The sequence below is a fragment of the Promicromonospora sp. NPDC060271 genome (assembly GCF_042726755.1).
Taxonomy (GTDB): Bacteria; Actinomycetota; Actinomycetes; order Actinomycetales; family Cellulomonadaceae; genus Promicromonospora.
Genome location: NZ_JBHXBG010000022.1, coordinates 16,676 through 34,063, shown reverse-complemented (window position 1 = coordinate 34,063; position 17,388 = coordinate 16,676). Strand labels below are relative to the sequence as shown.

The following is a 17,388-nucleotide window of genomic DNA, read 5'->3' as shown; positions in this document are numbered from 1 at the left end:
ATACCGGGCGGTGGAAAGGGTCCGGCCAGACCCATGTCGGGAGACCGGCACATCCAGCGTCACGAAAGGCACTCACGTGCATACCGAGTACGACCTGGCGCTCACCCTTCACCGGGACCGCCTCCGCGACGCCGACGAGAACCGGCGTTCACGAACGCTCCGCCTGGAGCAGAAGCGACGCACGGCCGAGGCCGGCGCCGCACGCACCAACAGCCGCGTACGGGTTCCCGCCCTGCGCGTGCGGTCGGCATGACCCCCGTGGCGCCGGCCGGGTCCCACCCGACACCCGGCGCCCCTCCACACCCCGAAGCAGAGCGCGTGCACGGCACCCGCTCTGCTTCGGCGTAGTACGACAGCTGATCGCCCCGGACACGACCCCTCTGCGGGCGTGCGCAACGCCCTGACCTGCGGAAGGGTGCCGCACGTCACCCCTGTCCGGCTTGCGCGGGATTTCCGGGATCAGGGATGATGTAACACGACGGAAACAGTGCGAGGCGCCGAGCCGCGACCCGGCCGGTACACCCCACCGCACCGTCACCCTCTCCCCACCCCTGGAAGGACCAGACACATGCATGCCCAGACCGCGTACGACATCGGCCGCGCACAGGTCGCCGAGATCGCCCGCCGCGCGGAGGTCGCCGGAGCTCAGGCGCGCGCGCTCCGCGAGCGTCCCGAACGCCGCACCGCCAAGCGCACCAAGCGACTCCGCCTGATCTGACCGGTCCCGGCGCACAGGCGCCGTCGCCGAACTTCCTGGCCCTTCCTCGGACGACCACTCGGTCGGTCTGCGGGAGGGCCTTCCGTTTGCCCGGACTGTCCCGCCTTGACCACCCACCGCGTAACTCCCCTGCTCCGGACGCAATAGGCTGAGCGGCGTGAGCCTTCCCAACCCCAACGAGCGCATCGTCTGGATCGACTGCGAGATGACCGGCCTGGACCTGCGCGCCGACGCGCTCGTCGAGGTCGCCGCGATCGTCACCGACTCCGACCTCAACGTCCTGGGCACCGGTGTCGATGTCCTCGTCAAGCCTCCGGCCGAGGCGCTGGCACAGATGAACGACTTCGTTCGCACCATGCACACCACGTCCGGCCTGCTCGACGAGCTGGACGAGGGGCTGACTCTCGAGGAGGCGCAGGCGCAGATCCTCGCCTACGTCCGCGAGTGGGTACCGGAGCCACGCAAGGCGCCGTTGGCCGGCAACTCGGTCGGCACGGACAAGACGTTCCTCGACCTCCACATGCCCGAGCTCGTGGCGCATCTGCACTACCGGATCGTCGACGTGTCGTCGATCAAGGAGCTGGCCCGCCGCTGGTACCCGCGCGTCTACTTCGCCTCCCCGAAGAAGGACGGCGGGCACCGTGCGCTCGCCGACATCCTCGAGTCGATCGACGAGCTGCGCTACTACCGCGAGGTCCTGTTCCCCGCCCACCCCGGCCCGGACACGGCGACCGCGCGCGCCGCGGCACAGCGCATCGCAGAGACGTCCGTCACGAAGCCGCTCACGCGATAGTTTTCAGTTCGGTCCGGGGCTGGTGACCATGTATGCTTTTCGACGGTCGCCGGTCCAGGATCGGCGAGCATGGTGGGCGTAGCTCAGCTGGTAGAGCATCGCGTTGTGGTCGCGAGGGCCGCGGGTTCAAGTCCCGTCGCTCACCCCATACGAAGGGCCCCTCACTCCGGTGAGGGGCCCTTCGTCGTAGCCGGACTCCGCCGGCGCCCTGCACTCAGCCCAGCAGCTTCACCACGGCGTCGGCGAGCTTCTCCTCGACGCCCGTGCCGTACTTCATCCAGAGCGACGGCTCGGTGAGCTCCAGCTCGATCACCATCGGGACGCCGTCGTCGCCCGAGACCAGGTCGACGCGCGCATAGGTGAACTCCGCGCCGGTGGCCTCCCTGGCCACGGCGAGCGCCCGCTGGGCCACGTCGATCTGGGCGGGCGTGGCCTCGAACGCTTCCTTCTCCTCCTCCGCGTACAGCTCGCTGGTGTCCTCGGCGGGGCCGGTGAGCAGCGCGTTCTTGCGGACGGCGTGGGTGAGCTCGCCGTCGATGAAGATCAGGCAGGTCTCGCCGGCGGTGTCGACCGAGGTGACGTAGGGCTGGATCATCACCCAGCGGCCGTCGTCGAGCAGGCGGACGGCGTGCGCGATGGCCTTGGCACGCGACTGCGCGGACACGGGCTGGTAGCGGCCGGTGTTCTTGGCGCCGGCGCTGACGACGGGCTTGACCACGAAGTCGCCGAACGCGGGCATGCGGGTGTGCACGGCGCGCTTGGACAGGTGCCGCGCGGGGTCGAGCCAGATCGTGGGGATCACGGGGATCCCGGCGGCCTCGAGCACCCGGAGGTAGCGCTTGTCGGTGTTCCACTCGATGACGTCGACGGAGTTGGCCACCTTGGGCAGCGAGCGCGCCCACGCGAGGAACTCGTCGTGGCGCGGCGAGTAGTCCCAGGTGGAGCGGACCAGCACGAGGTCGTAGGCGGACCAGTCCACGGCGGGGTCGTCCCACACGGCGGGTTCGGCGGTCACGCCGCGCTGCGCCAGGGCGGCGATCAGCGGCACGTCGTCCGTGTCGAGGTCGGGCAGCTGGGAGCAGGTCGCGAGGGCTACGCGGGCGTTGGTCACGCCCCGAGACTATCGGGACGGGTCAGGCCGGGTCCCGCGCCGGGCGTCACGGACCGAGCGGCGTCGGTCACACTGCGGGCTCGCGGCGGGGCGTGTCCTCGGGGACGTCGTCCTCGGTGTCCGGGACGCCCGTGTCGGCTCCCGCAGCGTCCGCGGCCCGGCGCAGCGCGCCGAGGATGCCGTCGGCGGTGAGCGAGCCGACGACGTCGTCCGCGTGGTCCACGACCGGCACCCGGCCCATCGCCGAACTCGGCAGGGCCGCGACCGCCTCGAACGCGTCGGTCAGGCGCGCCCCCAGCCGGACGGGCGCCGGCGCGGGCTCGACGATCCGCTCGGCGCCCTCCAGGTCCGCGGGCTCCACGCTCGCGAGGGCGAGCATGCGGGAGGCGGCGCCCTCGCCGGTGAAGTCCCGTACCCGGTCGGACGCCGGGTGGGCCAGCACAGCGAGCGGGCTCGCGACCTGCTCGAGCTTGCCGCCGCGGGACAGCACGGCGATCCGGTCGCCGAGGCGCGCCGCCTCGTCGATGTCGTGCGTCACGAGGATCACGGTGGTCCCGGTCTCGCGCTGGATGCGCTGGAACTCCGCCTGCAGGTGCCGCCGGAACTCCGGGTCGACGGCGCCGAAGGGCTCGTCCATCAGCAGCACCGGCGGGTCGGTGGCGAGCGCCCGGGCCACGCCGATGCGCTGCCGCTCGCCGCCGGACAGCTCGTGGGGGTACCGCTTCGCGTAGGTCGCGGCGGGCAGGCCCACCAGGTCGAGCAGCTCGGCGACGCGCGCCCGCGTGCGCCTGCGGTCCCAGCCGAGCAGCCCGGGCACCGTCGCGATGTTCGCCTCGACCGTGCGGTGCGGGAACAGCCCGACGTTCTGGATCACGTAGCCGATGCGGCGCCGCAGCGCCACGGGGTCGGCGGTGGTGACGTCCTCGCCGTCGAGCAGGATCCTGCCCGACGTCGGCTCCACGAGGCGGTTCACCATGCGCAGCGTGGTGGACTTGCCGCAGCCCGACGGGCCGACCAGCGCGAGCACCTCGTGCTCGCGCACGGCGAGGCTCAGTCCTTCCACGGCGACGGTGCCGTCCCCGTAGGCCTTGCGGACGGAATCCAGCTCGATCACGGTGCGGGCAGCCATGTCTGAGAACCTACCGGGTCGCACGCGGTAGGTTCTAAGACATGCCCGGCAACCCGTGGTTCTCCTGGTCCTACGTGGTCGACAACGCGCCCGTCCTCTGGGAACGCACGCTCGAGCACGCGGGGCTCACGATCGAGGCCGTCGCGATCTCCGCGGCCATCGCCATCCCCCTGGGGGTGCTGGTCTCCCGGTTCCGCTGGCTGTCCGGGCCGGTCGTCGGCACGGCGGCCGTCCTGTACACGGTGCCGTCCCTCGCGCTGTTCGCGATCCTGGCGCCCGTGCTCGGGATCGGCCGGCCGCCCGTCCTGGTGGGCCTGGTCGTCTACGCGCTGCTCATCATCCTGCGCAACACCGTGGCCGGCCTCGCCACCGTCGACCCCGCCGTCCTCGACGCCGCCCGTGGTCTGGGCTACGGGTCCGGCAGGCTGCTCGTCCAGGTGGCCATGCCGAGCGCCCTGCCGAGCATCATCGCCGGTCTGCGGCTGGCCACGGTCTCCAGCGTCGCGCTGGTGACCGTCGGCGTCGTGGTCGGGTACGGCGGGCTGGGGCAGATCATGTTCCAGGGCTTCCGCAACAACTCCTACCGGGCCGAGATCATGACCGCCACGCTGGCGACGATCCTGCTCGCCCTCGTGCTGGACCTCGCCCTGTGGGCGGCCGGCAGAGCCGTGACCCCCTGGCTGCGCAGGAGGACCTCATGAGCGCCCCCACCGGCGTCGTCGACGAAGCCCTCGTGTGGCTCAACGACCCCCTGACCTGGACCGAGCCCGGCGGCGTGCTCGAGCTGACCGGGGAGCACCTGGCGATGACCGCCGTCGCCGTCGCGGCGGCGTCCGCGGTCGCGATCCCGGTCGGCGCGTGGCTCGGGCACAGCGGGCGGGGAGCCGGCCTCGTCGTCTGGCTCACCAACGCCTCCCGGGCGATGCCGACGCTCGGCATCATCCTGCTGCTCGCCGCGGGCGGGCTGTTCGGCAACACCGCGACCGTCATCGCCGCCGCGTTCTTCGCCGTGCCCGTGCTGCTGGTGAACACGTACGAGGGAGTGCGCGGCGCCGACCCCGACGCCCGTGACGCGGCACGGGGTATGGGGATGAGCGACGGGCGCATCCTGCTGCAGGTCGAGCTGCCGCTCGCCACCACTCTCGTCGCCGCCGGGCTGCGCACCACCATCGTCCAGGTGGTCGCGACCATCCCGCTCGCGGCTCTCGTCGGCGGGGGCGGGCTGGGCCAGATCATCGCGCTCGGCATGGGCACCCAGCGGTACGGCGAGGTGCTCGCGGGCGGCGTCGTGGTGGCCGCGCTCTGCCTCGCGATCGACATGGTGCTGGCCATCGGGCAGCGCCTGGCCACGCCGGCCCCGCTGCGCGCGAGCGCGCGCTAGGTCGGAGCGCGGGCCAGGCCCGAGCGCGGGCCAGGCCCGAGCGCGGGCCAGGCCCGAGCGCGGGCCAGGCCCGAGCGCGGGCTAGGCCCGGACCGCGGCGACCGCCGCGTCGAACAGCTCCACGGGGTCCCCCGCACCGCCCGACTCGCGCCACGCGTCGACGGCGATGTCGAGGCAGGCGAGCGCTGCGGCGATGATCGCGCGGGCGCGCGGGTCCGCCGTGGCACCGGGGGTGATGCCGAGCCGCCGCTCGATGTCGGGGGCGAACAGCTCCTGCCAGCGCAGATGCTTCTCGAGGTGCTTCGCGCGGAGCGATGGCGCGTCGGCGTACATGGTCGCGATCTGGAGCTGGGTCACGGCGTCGGTCTCGGGGCCTCGCAGGGTCTTGAGCGCTGCGCGAAGGGCCTCCCACGCACCCTCGGTCGCCGGACGTGCCTCGAGCGCATCGCGTACCCGCCGGCCGAGCGCGTCGAGGTCGCCCATGACCACGTCCTCCTTGCTCCCGAAGTAGTGGAAGAACGACCGCCTGGAGATACCGGCCGCGGCTGCGATCTGGTCGACGGTGGTCGCGTCGAAGCCCTGTTCGGCGAACAGGCGCAGCGCCGTGTCCGTGATCTCGGCGTGGACTGCCCGGCGCGTTCGCTCACGCAGGGTCGGGGTGTCAGGCGTCGAGTCCATGGACCAGATCCTACCCACGGTGCGAGCACTTGCACTTGGTGCAACAACCTGCGTACGGTGCAGGCATGACTCGCATCGACTTCACCGCACAGACCACGATCGTCACCGGCGCCAGCTCCGGGATCGGCGCCGCCTTCGCACGAGCCCTCGCGAGGCGCGGCTCCGACGTGGTCCTGGTCGCCCGCCGCCTCGACCGGCTGCAGGAGCTCGCGAACGAGCTCGAACGCGAGCACGGCGTACGCGCAACCCCGATCCCCCTCGACCTCAGCCGGCGCGGCGCCGGGCAGGTCCTCGCCGGCGAGGTGGCGGCCCGCGGCCTCACCGTGACCGGGCTCGTCAACAACGCCGGCTTCGGCACCGACGGGCCGTTCCACGAGGAGGACCCGGACCGGCTGCAGGACGAGATCGCCGTCGACGTCGCGAACCTCGTCGACATCTCGCGCGCCTTCATCGAGCCGCTGAGGCGGGAGGGCCGCGGGATCCTGGTCAACGTCGCGAGCCTCGCCGCGTACGCGCCCTCGCCCGGCATGGCCGTCTACGCCGCGTGCAAGGCCTTCGTCCTGAGCTTCACGGAGGCGCTCTGGTTCGAGTCACGGTCGAGCGGCCTCCGCGTCCTGTCCCTCGCCCCCGGGCTGACCCGCACCGAGTTCTTCGACGACCTGCCCGGCGGCACCTATAACGGCAGCTACCAGACACCCGAGCAGGTCGTCGAGACGGGCCTGCGCACGCTGGACCGCGGAAACGGTCGACCGAGCATCGTCTCGGGCCGGCGCAACGCACTGGCGGCAGGGCTCGGACGGTTCTTCACCCGGCGGCGTGCGGTGCTCCTGTCGGGCTCGGTCGGCGCCCGCTCGCGCAACACCGACGCGGCCGCACGGGCCGGGGCGAACCGGGCGATGTAACGACATTCTCACGAGCGCGTTTACCCCTTGCCATAGTCGGCCGGCCGGGGTCGAATGGGATCGATCGAAGCCGTAGAACAGTTGTACGTCACCCAGGTTCGGAGACATCGATGAAGTTCCCCCGCACGCATCTATCCCTGCCCCGGGCGCTCGGCGCGGCGGTCGCCGTCGTCAGCCTCACCTTCCTCACCGCCTGCGGCGAGCCGGGATCCGCCGGAGGCGGCGGCGGCAGCACCCCGACGGGCGGCAGCAACGTCGCGGCCTGCGAGGCGGTCCCCGGCGACGAGCTGGTGGTGCTCGACGACGACAAGCAGCTGCAGACAGTGGACAACATCATCCCTGCGGTCAACGCAGCGGCCGTCGAGGGTGACGACACCCTCGTGCCGCTCCTCGACTCGGTCTCGGCGGCGCTCGACACCGACACCCTCATCAGCCTGAACAAGGCGGTGGACGTCGACCGCCGCACCTCGAAGGAGGTCGCGGAGGAGTTCGTGGCCGACGCCGGCCTCGACGCCCCCGAGCAGAGCGGCAGCGGCAAGATCGTGATCGGTGCCGCCGACTTCGCGGAGAGCGCCACGCTCGGCACCATCTACGCGACGGTGCTGAACGCCGCCGGGTACGAGGCCGAGGTCACCACAATCGGCAACCGCGAGACCTACCTCCCCGCACTGGAGGACGGCAAGCAGGTCCAGATCATCCCCGAGTACGTGGGCACGCTCACGGAGTTCATCAACAAGGACGTCAACGGGGCCGACGCCGAGGCGGTGGCCAGCAGCGACCTGGACGCGACCGTCGAGGCGCTCACCGGGCTCGGCGAGGAGGTCGGCCTCGTGTTCGGCCAGCCCTCCCCCGCGCAGGACCAGAACGCGTTCGCCGTGACCAAGGCGTTCGCGGACGAGCACGGCGTCACGTCGCTCAGCGAGCTCGCCGAGGCCTGTGGCGGCCTCGTGCTCGGCGGCCCGCCGGAGTGCACCGAGCGCCCGTTCTGCCAGCCGGGCCTCGAGGAGACCTACGGCCTTCAGTTCGCGGAGTTCCGCTCGCTCGACGCCGGCGGCCCGCTGACCAAGAGCGCACTCCAGCAGGGCGAGGTCACCCTGGGCCTGGTCTTCAGCTCGGACGGCTCCCTGACCCCAAACGCGTGACCAACCGTTGAGTGCTGGATATTTGCGCTTCTGATCGTCGTTTCAGCGCAAATATCCAGCACTCAACGTCTTGTTACAGGCCGTAGGACTCCAGGAAACGGAGCCAGACCTCGCTGACCGTCGGGTAGGCCGGCACCGCGTGCCAGAGGCGGTCGAGCGGCACCTCGCCGACGACGGCGATCGTCGCGGCGTGGAGCATCTCCCCGGCGTCGGGCCCCACGAAGGTGGCGCCCACCAGGACCCGCCGCTGCGTGTCGACGAGCACCTGCGCGCGCCCCTTGTAGCCGGGCGACTCCACGCTCGCGCCGGCCACCCAGGCCAGGTCGTACGACACGGCCTCCACGGGGATGCCCGCCGCGCGCGCCTCGCGTTCTGTCGGTCCCACCCACGAGACCTGCGGCCGCGTGAACACGACCTGGACGCGCGCGCTGTGGTCGGCGGTCGCGGCATACCGCGACCACGCCTTGCCCTCCTGCCCGACGGCGGGCTCCGGGTCACCGCTCGTCGGCGACCGGTCGCCCGCTTCCGTGCCGTAGCGTGCCGCCACCACGTCACCGACGATCCGCGCCTGGTACTTGCCCTGATGCGTGGTCGGCGCACGACCGGTCACATCACCGCAGGCGTACAGCCAGCCGCCCGGCACGCCGGTGACCTGCAGCGACTCGTCGACGACGACGGCGCCGCCGCGACCGAGCCCTGACTCGTCCAGGCCGACGCTCTCGATACCCAGGTCGGCGGTCCGCGGCACCCGGCCGGTCGCGACGAGGATCTCGGCGGCGGTGATCGTGGCACCGTCCGCAAGGGTGACGGTCACCGGGCCGGGGGCACCGTCCTCGGCGCCGACGCCTGGCCGCTCGACAGAGGCCACCTCGGCGCCGGTGCGGACGTCCACGCCCAGGGCGGTCAACGACTCCGCGACCATCTCGCCGGCGAACGGCTCGGCCGAGGACAGCAGCCGGCCGCGCGACAGCAGCGTCACCCGCGCGCCGAGGTCCGCGTACGCGTTCGCCATCTCGACGCCGACCACCCCACCGCCGATGACCACCAGCGACTCGGGGACGGTGTCCGCCGCCGTCGCCTCGCGGCTCGACCAGGGTGCGGCCTCCGCCAGCCCGGGAGTGCCGGGCAGGACGGGAACACTGCCGGTCGCGGCGATCACCGCGTGCCGGGCGCGCAGGAGCCGCTTCGCCGGCGGTTCTCCCGTCTCCGCCTCCCCGAGGCCGCTGTCCGCTCCGCCCTGCGCCTCGCTGTCGGAGCCTGCCGGCAGCGTGACCTCGACGAGCCGCTCTCCGACCAGCCGCCCGTGCCCGCGCACCAGGGTCAGACCTGCGCTCTCGACCCAGGAGACCTGACCGGAGTCGTCCCAGTTGCTCGTGATCTCGTCGCGCCGGGCGAAGACGGCAGCGGCGTCGGGCGCACCTGGATCCCGGAGGCCGGGAGTCTCCTTGGCCAGGGCGCGCACCGCGCCCGCCCGCAGCAGCACCTTGGACGGCATGCAGGCCCAGTACGAGCACTCACCGCCCACCAGCTCGGACTCGACCAGGGCAACGGACAGGCCGGTGCGCGAGGCCCGGTCGGCGGCGTTCTCACCGACCGGGCCACCACCGATCACGACGACGTCGAACGTCTCCTCAGGAATGCTCATGCCGTCATCGTGGCCTCCCGGCGGCCCGATCGCCAGACGGCTCGACGTGTCAGACCAACCCGGCCTTGCGCAGCGCGTCCGCCATCGCGGTGTCGGCGGGCGCGGGACGACCGCGGCCACCCTGGCCGCCCTGACCGCCCTGACCCGGACCACCCTGGCCCCGCCCGTTGCGGCCGCGACCCTCGCCGCCACCCGGACGTCCGCCGCGCTGACCGCCGCCCTGCCCGCCCGAACCCTCCGCGCCGGAGCGGGAGCCACCGGAGGTGCGGCCGCCGGCCGCACCGATCTCGTCGTCCAGGCGCAGCGAGAGAGCGATCCGCTTGCGCTGCAGGTCGACGTCCATGACCTTCACCTTGACGATGTCGCCCGACTTCACGACCTCGCGCGGGTCGCTCACGAAGTTCTTGGACATCGCCGAGACGTGCACGAGGCCGTCCTGGTGCACGCCGACGTCCACGAACGCGCCGAACGCCGCGACGTTGGTGACCTGGCCCTCCAGGACCATGCCGGGCACCAGGTCGCCGAGCTTCTCGACGCCGTCCGCGAAGGAGGCCGTGACGAACGCGGGCCGCGGGTCTCGGCCCGGCTTCTCCAGCTCGGCGAAGATGTCGGTCACCGTGGGCAGACCGAACGTCTCGTCGACGAAGTCGGTGGGCCTGAGGGTGCGCAGCGCGCTCCCGTTGCCGATGAGGGCCCGCACGTCGGCGCCCGCCGCCGTCACGATGCGCCGTGCCAGCGGGTACGCCTCGGGGTGCACCGACGACGCGTCCAGCGGCTCGTCGCCGCCCGAGACCTTGAGGAAGCCCGCGCACTGCTCGAACGCCTTGGGACCCAGTCGCGGGACCTTCATGAGTGCCGCACGGGACGCGTACGGGCCGTTGGCGTCACGGTAGGCCACGATGTTCTCCGCGAGCGTCGAGGTGATGCCGGAGACGCGCGACAGCAGCGGCACCGACGCGGTGTTGAGGTCGACGCCCACGCCGTTCACGCAGTCCTCGACCACCGCGTCCAGCGACCGCGAGAGCTTGGTCTCGGTGATGTCGTGCTGGTACTGGCCGACGCCGATCGACTTGGGGTCGATCTTCACGAGCTCGGCGAGCGGGTCCTGGAGGCGGCGCGCGATGGACACGGCACCCCGGATCGACACGTCGAGGTCGGGCAGCTCCGTGCTCGCGTAGGCGGACGCCGAGTACACGGAGGCCCCAGCCTCCGAGACGACGGCCTTGGTCAGGCCGAGCTCCGGTGCCTTCTTCATGAGGTCGGCGGCCAGGCGCTCGGTCTCGCGCGAGGCCGTCCCGTTGCCGATCGCCACGAGGTCGACGTCGTGCTTCCTGGCCAGGGTGGCGAGTGTCGCGAGCGACTCGTCCCAGCGGTTCGCCGGCGCGTGCGGGTAGATCGTCGCGTGCTCCACGACCTTGCCCGTCGCGTCGACGACCGCGACCTTGACGCCCGTGCGCAGGCCGGGGTCGAGGCCCATCGTGGCCCGCGTGCCGGCGGGCGCGGCGAGCAGCAGGTCGCGCAGGTTCGTCGCGAACACGCGCACGGCCCCTTCCTCCGCCTCGGAGCGCAGGCGCAGCCGCACGTCGATGCCGAGGTGCACGAGGATCTTGGTGCGCCAGGCCCAGCGCACGGTGTCGGCGAGCCAGCGGTCGCCAGGGCGGCCCTGGTTCGCGATGCCGAACTGGTGCGCGATGGTCGCCTCGTAGGACGTCGGCACCCCCGCCTCGACGCCTTCCTCCGGCTCGATCGTCAGGTCCAGCACGTCCTCCTTCTCACCCCGGAAGAGGGCGAGCACGCGGTGCGAGGGCAGGCTGGACAGCGACTCGGCGAACTCGAAGTAGTCCGAGAACTTCGCGCCCTTCTCCTGTGCGCCGTCGCGGACGGTGGACAGCATGCGGCCGCGCTGCCAGAGCCGCTCGCGCAGGGTGCCGATCAGGTCGGCGTCCTCACCCATGCGCTCGACGAGGATCGCGCGGGCGCCGTCGAGCGCCGCGGCCGGGTCCGCCACGCCCTTGTCGGCGTCGACGTAGGGGCCGGCAGCCGCCGTCGGGTCGAGCGACGGGTCGCCGAGCAGCGCGTCGGCGAGTGGCTCCAGGCCGGCCTCGCGCGCGACCTGCGCCTTGGTGCGCCGCTTCGGCTTGTACGGGAGGTAGATGTCCTCCAGGCGCGACTTGGTCTCCGCCGACAAGATCTGGGCGCGCAGCTCGTCGTCAAGCTTGCCCTGCTCCTGGACCGACGACAGGATCGCCGCGCGCCGCTCCTCCAGCTCGCGCAGGTACCGCAGCCGCTCCTCGAGCGTGCGCAGCTGCGCGTCGTCGAGCGTGCCCGTGACCTCCTTGCGGTAGCGGGCGATGAACGGCACCGTCGCCCCGCCGTCGAGCAGGTCGACCGCAGCAGCCACCTGCCCCTCTCGAACGCCCAGCTCCTCAGCGATCCGCTGATTGATACTCGCCACTTGTCCCTTACCTCACTCCTAGAAGGTCGGGACAGATTGTGCCCGGAGCCACTGACACTTGTCGCATCCACCGGGCGCGTCAGACAGCCGGGTCATGATGACGACCTGAGCGGCCCTCCACGAACCGCTGCAAGCCCCACGCGGGCCGGCACACAAGAGGTCAGAACCTCGCCGCGGGCGCTCCCGCGCCGGCCATCCCCAGGAGGAACAGTGCAGCGACCCAGCCCCACCCACCGCCGTACGACGGCGACCGCGGCGATGGCCGCGACCGCGGCTCTCACCCTGACCGCCTGCGGCCCTGCCGCCGACGAGGGCCTGGAGCGCTCCGACGCGGAACGAACGGTGATCGCCGTCGCCGACGCGCCCGCGAGCGCCGACGCCGTCCGCGCCACCGAGGAGCTGGGGCTGCTCGCGCTGCGTGCGACCACTGAACCGGAGGAGAACGCCCTTGTCTCCCCCGCGTCGCTCTCCTTCGCCCTGGCGCTGCTCGCCGAGGGTGCCGACGGCGACACGGCGGCGGCTCTGGACGCGGCGCTCGGCACCTCGGGTGCAGACCGCACGACCACCTACAACGCCCTCCAGGGCGCGCTCGCGGAGCACGACGGCGACCCGGGTGTCGCGCAGGAGGACGAGCTGCCCGAGAAACCGATGCTGCACCTGGCGAACCAGGCGGTGCTGGACGACGGGCTCGAGGTCGACCCTGCCTATCTCGACCGCATCGCCACGGCGTTCGACGCCGGCGTCCAGCGCACGGATCTGGGCAGCGCGGAAGGCAAGCGGGTCCTCGACTCCTGGGTGAACCACCACACCGGTGGCCTGATCGAGAAGTCGGCGGTCGAGCCCAGCCTGAGGCTGCGCCTGGTCCTGCAGAACGCGATCCTGCTCGCGGCGCGCTGGGAGACCCCGTTCGCGGAGTACTCGACCGCCGACAAGGACTTCACGGGCCCGTCCGGGACCGAGCCCACCGAGATGCTGCACGCAGCGGAGAGCTTCGCGTATGCGGAGAGCGACGGGTGGGCCGCCGTCCGGCTGCCGTATGTGGAGGCGTTCCACGCCGATGTCCTGCTGCCTCCCGCCGGTACCGAACCCGCGGACGTCACGCCCGAGACCCTGGCCGCTCTCACCACCGCGCTCGACGCCGGGTCACCGCGGCTCGTGGACCTGGCGATGCCGTCCCTGGAGCTCGAACCGCCCACGCTCGACCTGGAGCCGGCGCTGAGAGCGGCGGGCCTCGGCGGGCTGTACGACGCCCCCGACCTGTCCGGCATCACGACCACCGAGGACCTCTACGTCAGCCAGGTGTTGCAGCAGGCATACCTGAGCCTGGACGAGGCGGGTACGGTCGCGGCCGCCACCACCGAGATCGCCATGGAGGCGAGCGGCGCCGTACCCACCGACCCCGCTGTCACCATGCACGTGGACCGCCCCTACCTGCTGCGGATCGCCCACACCGAGACCGGCCTGCCCCTGTTCCTCGCGGCGGTGCGCAGCCCGCAGCACTGACCATTGACCGGGGCATCCGGCCGCCAGTAGCGTGCGCAGCGAACGGGTGAAAGCGCACTCCCCTGCGACCGGATCCCCCGAGCACGAGGAGGTGCTTTCGTGGCGTTGTCCTTCCTCGACCGCGAGCACACGGTGGCCAAGCCCGGCTACAGCAGGTGGCTCATCCCGCCGGCGGCGCTCGCCATCCATCTGTGCATCGGCCAGGCGTACGCGACCAGCGTCTACAAGAACGCGCTGGTCGCGCACTTCGAGTCGAGCCTGACGGCGATCGGCGTCATCTTCTCCATCGCGATCGTCATGCTCGGGCTCTCGGCGGCGGTGCTGGGAACGTGGGTGGAGCGGGCAGGTCCCCGGGCCGCGATGTTCGCCTCGGCCTGCTTCTGGGCCTCCGGGTTCCTCGTCGGGGCGCTGGGCATCGCGACGTCGCAGCTGTGGCTCGTGTATCTCGGGTACGGCTTCATCGGCGGCATCGGGCTGGGCATCGGCTACATCTCGCCCGTGTCCACGCTGATCAAGTGGTTCCCGGACCGGCCGGGGCTCGCCACCGGCATGGCGATCATGGGCTTCGGCGGCGGCGCGCTCGTCGCCTCGCCGCTCTCGCGCCAGCTCATGGCGTTCTACGACAGCGGCTACGACCCGTCCGATCCCACCTCCGTGGCTTCCGGCGGCGCCGTCACCTCGCTCTTCGTGACGCTGGGCATCGTGTACTTCCTCGTGATGATGCTCGGCGTCTTCACGGTGAAGGTCCCGCCGCCCGGCTGGGCGCCCGCAGGGTTCGACGCCGGTGCGGTGGCGGCCAAGCCGATGGTGTCGGCCGCGAACGTCTCGGCGGCGAACGCGATCAGGACCCCGCAGTTCTGGTTCCTGTGGACGGTGCTGTTCTGCAACGTGACGGCGGGCATCGGCATCCTCGAGCAGGCCTCGCCGATGATCCAGGACTTCTTCCGTGACGGCGGCACCTCGTCCGTCGCGCCGACGACAGCGGCTGGGTTCGTCGCGTTCCTGTCCCTGTTCAACATGGCCGGCCGCTTCGTGTGGTCGTCGACGTCGGACTACATCGGCCGCAAGCCGACCTACGTCATGTACCTGGGCGTCGGGATGATCCTGTACCTGCTGCTGGCGACCGTCGGGCACCTCTCAACGGTGATCTTCGTGCTCGTCGCCGCGGTGATCCTCTCGTTCTACGGCGGCGGCTTCGCCACGGTCCCGGCGTACCTGCGTGACCTGTTCGGCACGTTCCAGGTGGGCGCCATCCACGGCCGCCTGCTCACCGCGTGGTCCGCGGCCGGTATCGCCGGCCCGCTGATCATCAACGGGTTCCTCGACGCCCAGGGGACCCCCGGCGAGCTGGTCGCCGCCGACTACCGGCCCGCGCTGTTCACCATGGTCGCCGTGCTGGCGGTCGGCTTCGTCGCCAACATCCTGATCCGCCCCGTGGCCGCGCGGTTCCACGAGGCGCCGAGCCGGGCCGACACGCTCACCGAGGGAAAGGTGTGACCATGCCGGAGCAGACCACGACGCAGGCCGGAAGACCGGCCCCGGAGCCGACGTCGAACCAGGTGCCGCGCCTGGTCATCACCTGGCTCGTGGTGACCGTCCCGCTGGCCTACGGCCTCTTCCAGACGATCAGGAGCGTCATCCCGCTGTTCACGGGGTAGGGCCGTCCGGCCTCACCTCGCGCGGCCGTCCTCCAGCGCACCGCGTACCGCCGCGAGGATCCGCGCGAGGTGCGCGAGGTCGCCATCGGGCACCCCCGTGCCCCGCAGCACCGCTGCCGCCTCCTGGTCGAGCGTCGGCAGCGCCTCGTCGAGGATCCGCTGCCCGGCGGGTGTGAGCGCGAGGAACGACGAGCGGCCGTCCTCCGGGTTGGCGGCGCGGTGCACGAGGCCGTCGCGCACCTGCCGCTCGACCCCCTTGCTCGCGGCGCCGACCGTGATGCCGAGCCGCCGGACCACGTCGGAGACCCGGCAGTCGGGAACCTCCGCGATCACGCGCAGCAGGTCGATCCGGCCCAGCCCGTGGCCGTGCAGCCCACGCAGCCGGGCGTCGAGCAGGGTATAGAGCCGCACCTCGACGCGGACGAGATCGTCGACCAGCCGCGCGCCGGCGAGTCCCGCATCCAGGGGAATAGATTCCCGGGAATCTTGTTTGGCTTCCATGGAATCTATCTTCGGGCATGGAGGAACAATGGACCAGAAGTCGCTCGCCGAGCTCCGCACCTTCTACGCGTCGTTCGGCCAGCTGCCGGTGCCTGAGGGCACCCAGGTGACGGAGACCGCCCTCGGGGGCGTCCCCGCGCTGGACGTCGCCGTACCGTCGGTCGCCGACGACGCCGGTGTGCTGCTCTACCTGCACGGTGGCGGCTACGTGATCGGCGACGCGGGCACCGGCGTCCCGCTCACCGCCGCGCTCGCCGCACGGGCCGGCCTGCGCGCGCTGTCCCTCGACTACCGGCTCGCTCCCGAGCACCTGTTCCCCGCGGCCGTCGACGACGCGCTGGCCGCCTACCGGGCGCTGCTCGACGACAACGACCCGGCACGCGTGGTTCTCGCGGGCGACTCGGCGGGTGGCGGTCTCGCCCTGGCGACGCTGCTGGCCGCGCGGGACGCCGGGCTCCCGCTGCCCGCCGGCGCCGTCGCCTTCTCCGGCTGGTTCGACCTGTCGCTGTCCGGCGCGAGCCTCACCGGCAAGGAGAGCGTCGACCCGGTGTTCGACGCCGCCGACATCCAGGAGTACGCGAACGAGTACCTCCCGGAGGGCGCCGACCCCGGCACTCCGCTCGCGAGCCCGCTGCTGGGCGACCTGCGCGGCCTGCCGCCGCTCCTGCTTCAGGTCGGCACGTACGAGGTGCTGCTCGACGACTCCACGGCCCTCGCCGCCCGCGCCGCCGCAGCGGACGTGGAGGTCACCCTCGAGGTCTACCCGGGCAGCCCGCACGTGTTCCAGCACCACCACGCCACGGAGCCCACGGCGGCACGGGCGATGGACAGCGCGGCGGCGTTCCTCGTCCGCGTGCTCGGGCAGGACCGCCGTCCGGCGGATCAGACCACCCGGTCCGCCCGCGTGTAGACGTTCATCGAGTCGCCGCGCACGAAGCCGAGCAGGGTCAGGCCGCACTCGTCGGCGAGGTCGACGGCCAGCGTTGACGGCGCCGAGATGGCCGACAGCACCGGGATGCCGGCCCGCGCGGCCTTCTGCACCAGCTCGAACGACGCCCGCCCGCTGACCTGGAGGATCGTCCCGGCGGCGGGCAGGGCGCCGTCGCGCAGCGCCGCGCCGACCACCTTGTCGACGGCGTTGTGGCGGCCGACGTCCTCGCGCACGTACAGCGGCTCGCCGTCCGCGGTGAACAGGCCTGCCGCGTGCAGGCCGCCGGTCCGGTCGAAGGCACGCTGGCGCTCGCGCAGCCGGTCGGGCAGCGCCAGGACCACGTCCGAGCCGACGGTGACCGGGTCGCTCCTGACCGGCCAGCGCAGCCCTGCCCGCACCTCCACCACGGTGTCCGACCCGCAGACGCCGCACGCGCTCGTGGTCGCGAAGGCCCGCTGCCGCGGGGGCTCCACGCCGCGCGCGAGCGCCACCTCGACGGTGTTGTCCTCGTCCGGGCACAACCGCATCGCCACTATGTCGCCCGGCGTGGCCACCGCGCCCTCCGAGACCAGCCAGCCGGCCACGAGGTCGAAGTCGTCACCGGGTGTACGCATCGTCACGGTCAGCGTGGTGCTTCCGGGCGCCGGACCGGGTCCGACCAGCCGGACCATGAGCGGCTCCTCGACGGCGAGCGTGTCCGGACGTTCCGCACGTGCGCCCTCGCGGACGCGGACGACGCGCCGTCGGTCGGTGACGACTCCCATGCCGCCAGTCTCGCACCCGCACCGGCCGATCTGTTCGTCCACTCCACACGGGGTGAAGTCCGGCGTAGGGTCGGCAG

The 17,388-nt window shown here is 72.2% G+C and carries 18 protein-coding genes and 1 tRNA gene; 12 read left to right on the top strand and 7 right to left on the bottom strand.

All coding sequences use genetic code 11. The features are described from left to right. Positions 1–76 precede the first annotated feature (76 nt). The 4 genes from ACFWE2_RS05940 to ACFWE2_RS05925 all read left to right on the top strand — a co-directional run bounded on the left by ACFWE2_RS05940 (position 77) and on the right by ACFWE2_RS05925 (position 1,659). Entirely contained in the window at positions 77–253 is a 177-nt protein-coding gene (locus tag ACFWE2_RS05940; protein WP_377223284.1) for a hypothetical protein, read from the top strand. A gap of 315 nt (positions 254–568) precedes the next feature. Continuing rightward, positions 569–718, top strand: coding sequence for a hypothetical protein (locus ACFWE2_RS05935; RefSeq protein WP_377223283.1), 150 nt, complete (start codon positions 569–571; stop codon positions 716–718). 157 nt (positions 719–875) lie between these two features. After that, entirely contained in the window at positions 876–1,511 is a 636-nt protein-coding gene (gene orn, locus ACFWE2_RS05930) for an oligoribonuclease (RefSeq protein WP_377223282.1), read from the top strand. Positions 1,512–1,583: 72 nt separating this feature from the next. Continuing rightward, positions 1,584–1,659 (top strand) — tRNA-His (locus ACFWE2_RS05925). A 66-nt stretch (positions 1,660–1,725) separates the two neighbouring features. Here ACFWE2_RS05925 and ACFWE2_RS05920 read toward each other — a convergent pair. Next, positions 1,726–2,622: a RimK family alpha-L-glutamate ligase gene (locus tag ACFWE2_RS05920; protein ID WP_377223281.1), complete on the bottom strand. Its 897-nt coding sequence runs from the start codon at positions 2,620–2,622 to the stop codon at positions 1,726–1,728. Between the two features lie 67 nt (positions 2,623–2,689). Beyond that, a complete protein-coding gene (locus tag ACFWE2_RS05915) occupies positions 2,690–3,751 on the bottom strand; it encodes an ABC transporter ATP-binding protein (protein ID WP_377223280.1) in 1,062 nt (353 codons plus the stop codon). Positions 3,752–3,792: 41 nt separating this feature from the next. On the opposite strand from ACFWE2_RS05915, the gene ACFWE2_RS05910 reads away from it, so the two are divergent. Both ACFWE2_RS05910 and ACFWE2_RS05905 read left to right on the top strand, forming a co-directional pair. Beyond that, positions 3,793–4,452 carry an ABC transporter permease gene (locus ACFWE2_RS05910; protein ID WP_377223279.1) on the top strand — a complete coding sequence of 220 codons (660 nt, stop codon included), beginning with the start codon at positions 3,793–3,795 and terminating at the stop codon, positions 4,450–4,452. Then, a complete protein-coding gene (locus tag ACFWE2_RS05905) occupies positions 4,449–5,132 on the top strand; it encodes an ABC transporter permease (RefSeq protein WP_377223278.1) in 684 nt (227 codons plus the stop codon). The genes ACFWE2_RS05910 and ACFWE2_RS05905 overlap by 4 nt, the downstream gene beginning before the upstream one ends. Positions 5,133–5,213: 81 nt before the next feature. Here ACFWE2_RS05905 and ACFWE2_RS05900 read toward each other — a convergent pair whose 3' ends face one another. Then, positions 5,214–5,810, bottom strand: a complete 597-nt coding sequence (locus ACFWE2_RS05900) for a TetR/AcrR family transcriptional regulator (RefSeq protein WP_377223277.1) — start codon at positions 5,808–5,810, stop codon at positions 5,214–5,216. A gap of 65 nt (positions 5,811–5,875) precedes the next feature. Here ACFWE2_RS05900 and ACFWE2_RS05895 point away from each other — a divergent pair, with 65 nt between their 5' ends. Together ACFWE2_RS05895 and ACFWE2_RS05890 are read left to right on the top strand one after the other, a co-directional pair. After that, positions 5,876–6,712, top strand: a complete 837-nt coding sequence (locus tag ACFWE2_RS05895; RefSeq protein WP_377223276.1) for an SDR family NAD(P)-dependent oxidoreductase — start codon at positions 5,876–5,878, stop codon at positions 6,710–6,712. A 110-nt stretch (positions 6,713–6,822) separates the two neighbouring features. Next, complete coding sequence (locus tag ACFWE2_RS05890) at positions 6,823–7,854, top strand: glycine betaine ABC transporter substrate-binding protein (RefSeq protein ID WP_377223275.1); 1,032 nt, start codon at positions 6,823–6,825, stop codon at positions 7,852–7,854. A 73-nt stretch (positions 7,855–7,927) separates the two neighbouring features. On the opposite strand, the gene ACFWE2_RS05885 is transcribed toward ACFWE2_RS05890, so the two are convergent. Together ACFWE2_RS05885 and ACFWE2_RS05880 are read right to left on the bottom strand one after the other, a co-directional pair. After that, positions 7,928–9,499 (bottom strand): dihydrolipoyl dehydrogenase family protein, encoded by a 1,572-nt coding sequence (locus ACFWE2_RS05885; RefSeq protein ID WP_377223274.1) that lies wholly within the window; start codon positions 9,497–9,499, stop codon positions 7,928–7,930. A gap of 49 nt (positions 9,500–9,548) precedes the next feature. Next, entirely contained in the window at positions 9,549–11,954 is a 2,406-nt protein-coding gene (locus ACFWE2_RS05880) for a Tex family protein (RefSeq protein ID WP_377223273.1), read from the bottom strand. A 210-nt stretch (positions 11,955–12,164) separates the two neighbouring features. On the opposite strand from ACFWE2_RS05880, the gene ACFWE2_RS05875 reads away from it, so the two are divergent. From ACFWE2_RS05875 to ACFWE2_RS05865, 3 genes are all read left to right on the top strand, one after another. Next, a complete protein-coding gene (locus ACFWE2_RS05875; protein WP_377223272.1) occupies positions 12,165–13,457 on the top strand; it encodes a serpin family protein in 1,293 nt (430 codons plus the stop codon). A gap of 105 nt (positions 13,458–13,562) precedes the next feature. Next, the gene (locus ACFWE2_RS05870; RefSeq protein ID WP_377223295.1) at positions 13,563–14,954 is read left to right on the top strand and encodes an OFA family MFS transporter; all 1,392 of its coding nucleotides are present in this window, start codon (positions 13,563–13,565) and stop codon (positions 14,952–14,954) included. Positions 14,955–14,956: 2 nt separating this feature from the next. Beyond that, on the top strand, positions 14,957–15,115 hold the full coding sequence (locus tag ACFWE2_RS05865) for a hypothetical protein (RefSeq protein WP_377223271.1): 159 nt from the start codon (positions 14,957–14,959) through the stop codon (positions 15,113–15,115). A 12-nt stretch (positions 15,116–15,127) separates the two neighbouring features. On the opposite strand, the gene ACFWE2_RS05860 is transcribed toward ACFWE2_RS05865, so the two are convergent. Next, positions 15,128–15,616 carry a MarR family winged helix-turn-helix transcriptional regulator gene (locus ACFWE2_RS05860; RefSeq protein WP_377223270.1) on the bottom strand — a complete coding sequence of 163 codons (489 nt, stop codon included), beginning with the start codon at positions 15,614–15,616 and terminating at the stop codon, positions 15,128–15,130. Between the two features lie 28 nt (positions 15,617–15,644). On the opposite strand from ACFWE2_RS05860, the gene ACFWE2_RS05855 reads away from it, so the two are divergent. Further along, positions 15,645–16,526, top strand: a complete 882-nt coding sequence (locus tag ACFWE2_RS05855) for an alpha/beta hydrolase fold domain-containing protein (protein WP_377223269.1) — start codon at positions 15,645–15,647, stop codon at positions 16,524–16,526. Here ACFWE2_RS05855 and fdhD read toward each other — a convergent pair. After that, on the bottom strand, positions 16,499–17,311 hold the full coding sequence (gene fdhD / locus ACFWE2_RS05850; protein ID WP_377223268.1) for a formate dehydrogenase accessory sulfurtransferase FdhD: 813 nt from the start codon (positions 17,309–17,311) through the stop codon (positions 16,499–16,501). The genes ACFWE2_RS05855 and fdhD overlap by 28 nt on opposite strands. Positions 17,312–17,388 lie beyond the last annotated feature (77 nt).

Coding starts and splice junctions, on each gene's coding strand:
- ACFWE2_RS05935 (WP_377223283.1), top strand. CDS start 569: ATGCATGCCCAGACCGCGTACGACATCGGCCGCGCACAGGTCGCCGAG.
- ACFWE2_RS05915 (WP_377223280.1), bottom strand. CDS start 3,751: ATGGCTGCCCGCACCGTGATCGAGCTGGATTCCGTCCGCAAGGCCTAC.
- ACFWE2_RS05910 (WP_377223279.1), top strand. CDS start 3,793: ATGCCCGGCAACCCGTGGTTCTCCTGGTCCTACGTGGTCGACAACGCG.
- ACFWE2_RS05905 (WP_377223278.1), top strand. CDS start 4,449: ATGAGCGCCCCCACCGGCGTCGTCGACGAAGCCCTCGTGTGGCTCAAC.
- ACFWE2_RS05900 (WP_377223277.1), bottom strand. CDS start 5,810: ATGGACTCGACGCCTGACACCCCGACCCTGCGTGAGCGAACGCGCCGG.
- ACFWE2_RS05895 (WP_377223276.1), top strand. CDS start 5,876: ATGACTCGCATCGACTTCACCGCACAGACCACGATCGTCACCGGCGCC.
- ACFWE2_RS05890 (WP_377223275.1), top strand. CDS start 6,823: ATGAAGTTCCCCCGCACGCATCTATCCCTGCCCCGGGCGCTCGGCGCG.
- ACFWE2_RS05885 (WP_377223274.1), bottom strand. CDS start 9,499: ATGAGCATTCCTGAGGAGACGTTCGACGTCGTCGTGATCGGTGGTGGC.
- ACFWE2_RS05865 (WP_377223271.1), top strand. CDS start 14,957: ATGCCGGAGCAGACCACGACGCAGGCCGGAAGACCGGCCCCGGAGCCG.
- ACFWE2_RS05860 (WP_377223270.1), bottom strand. CDS start 15,616: ATGGAAGCCAAACAAGATTCCCGGGAATCTATTCCCCTGGATGCGGGA.
- ACFWE2_RS05855 (WP_377223269.1), top strand. CDS start 15,645: ATGGACCAGAAGTCGCTCGCCGAGCTCCGCACCTTCTACGCGTCGTTC.
- fdhD (WP_377223268.1), bottom strand. CDS start 17,311: ATGGGAGTCGTCACCGACCGACGGCGCGTCGTCCGCGTCCGCGAGGGC.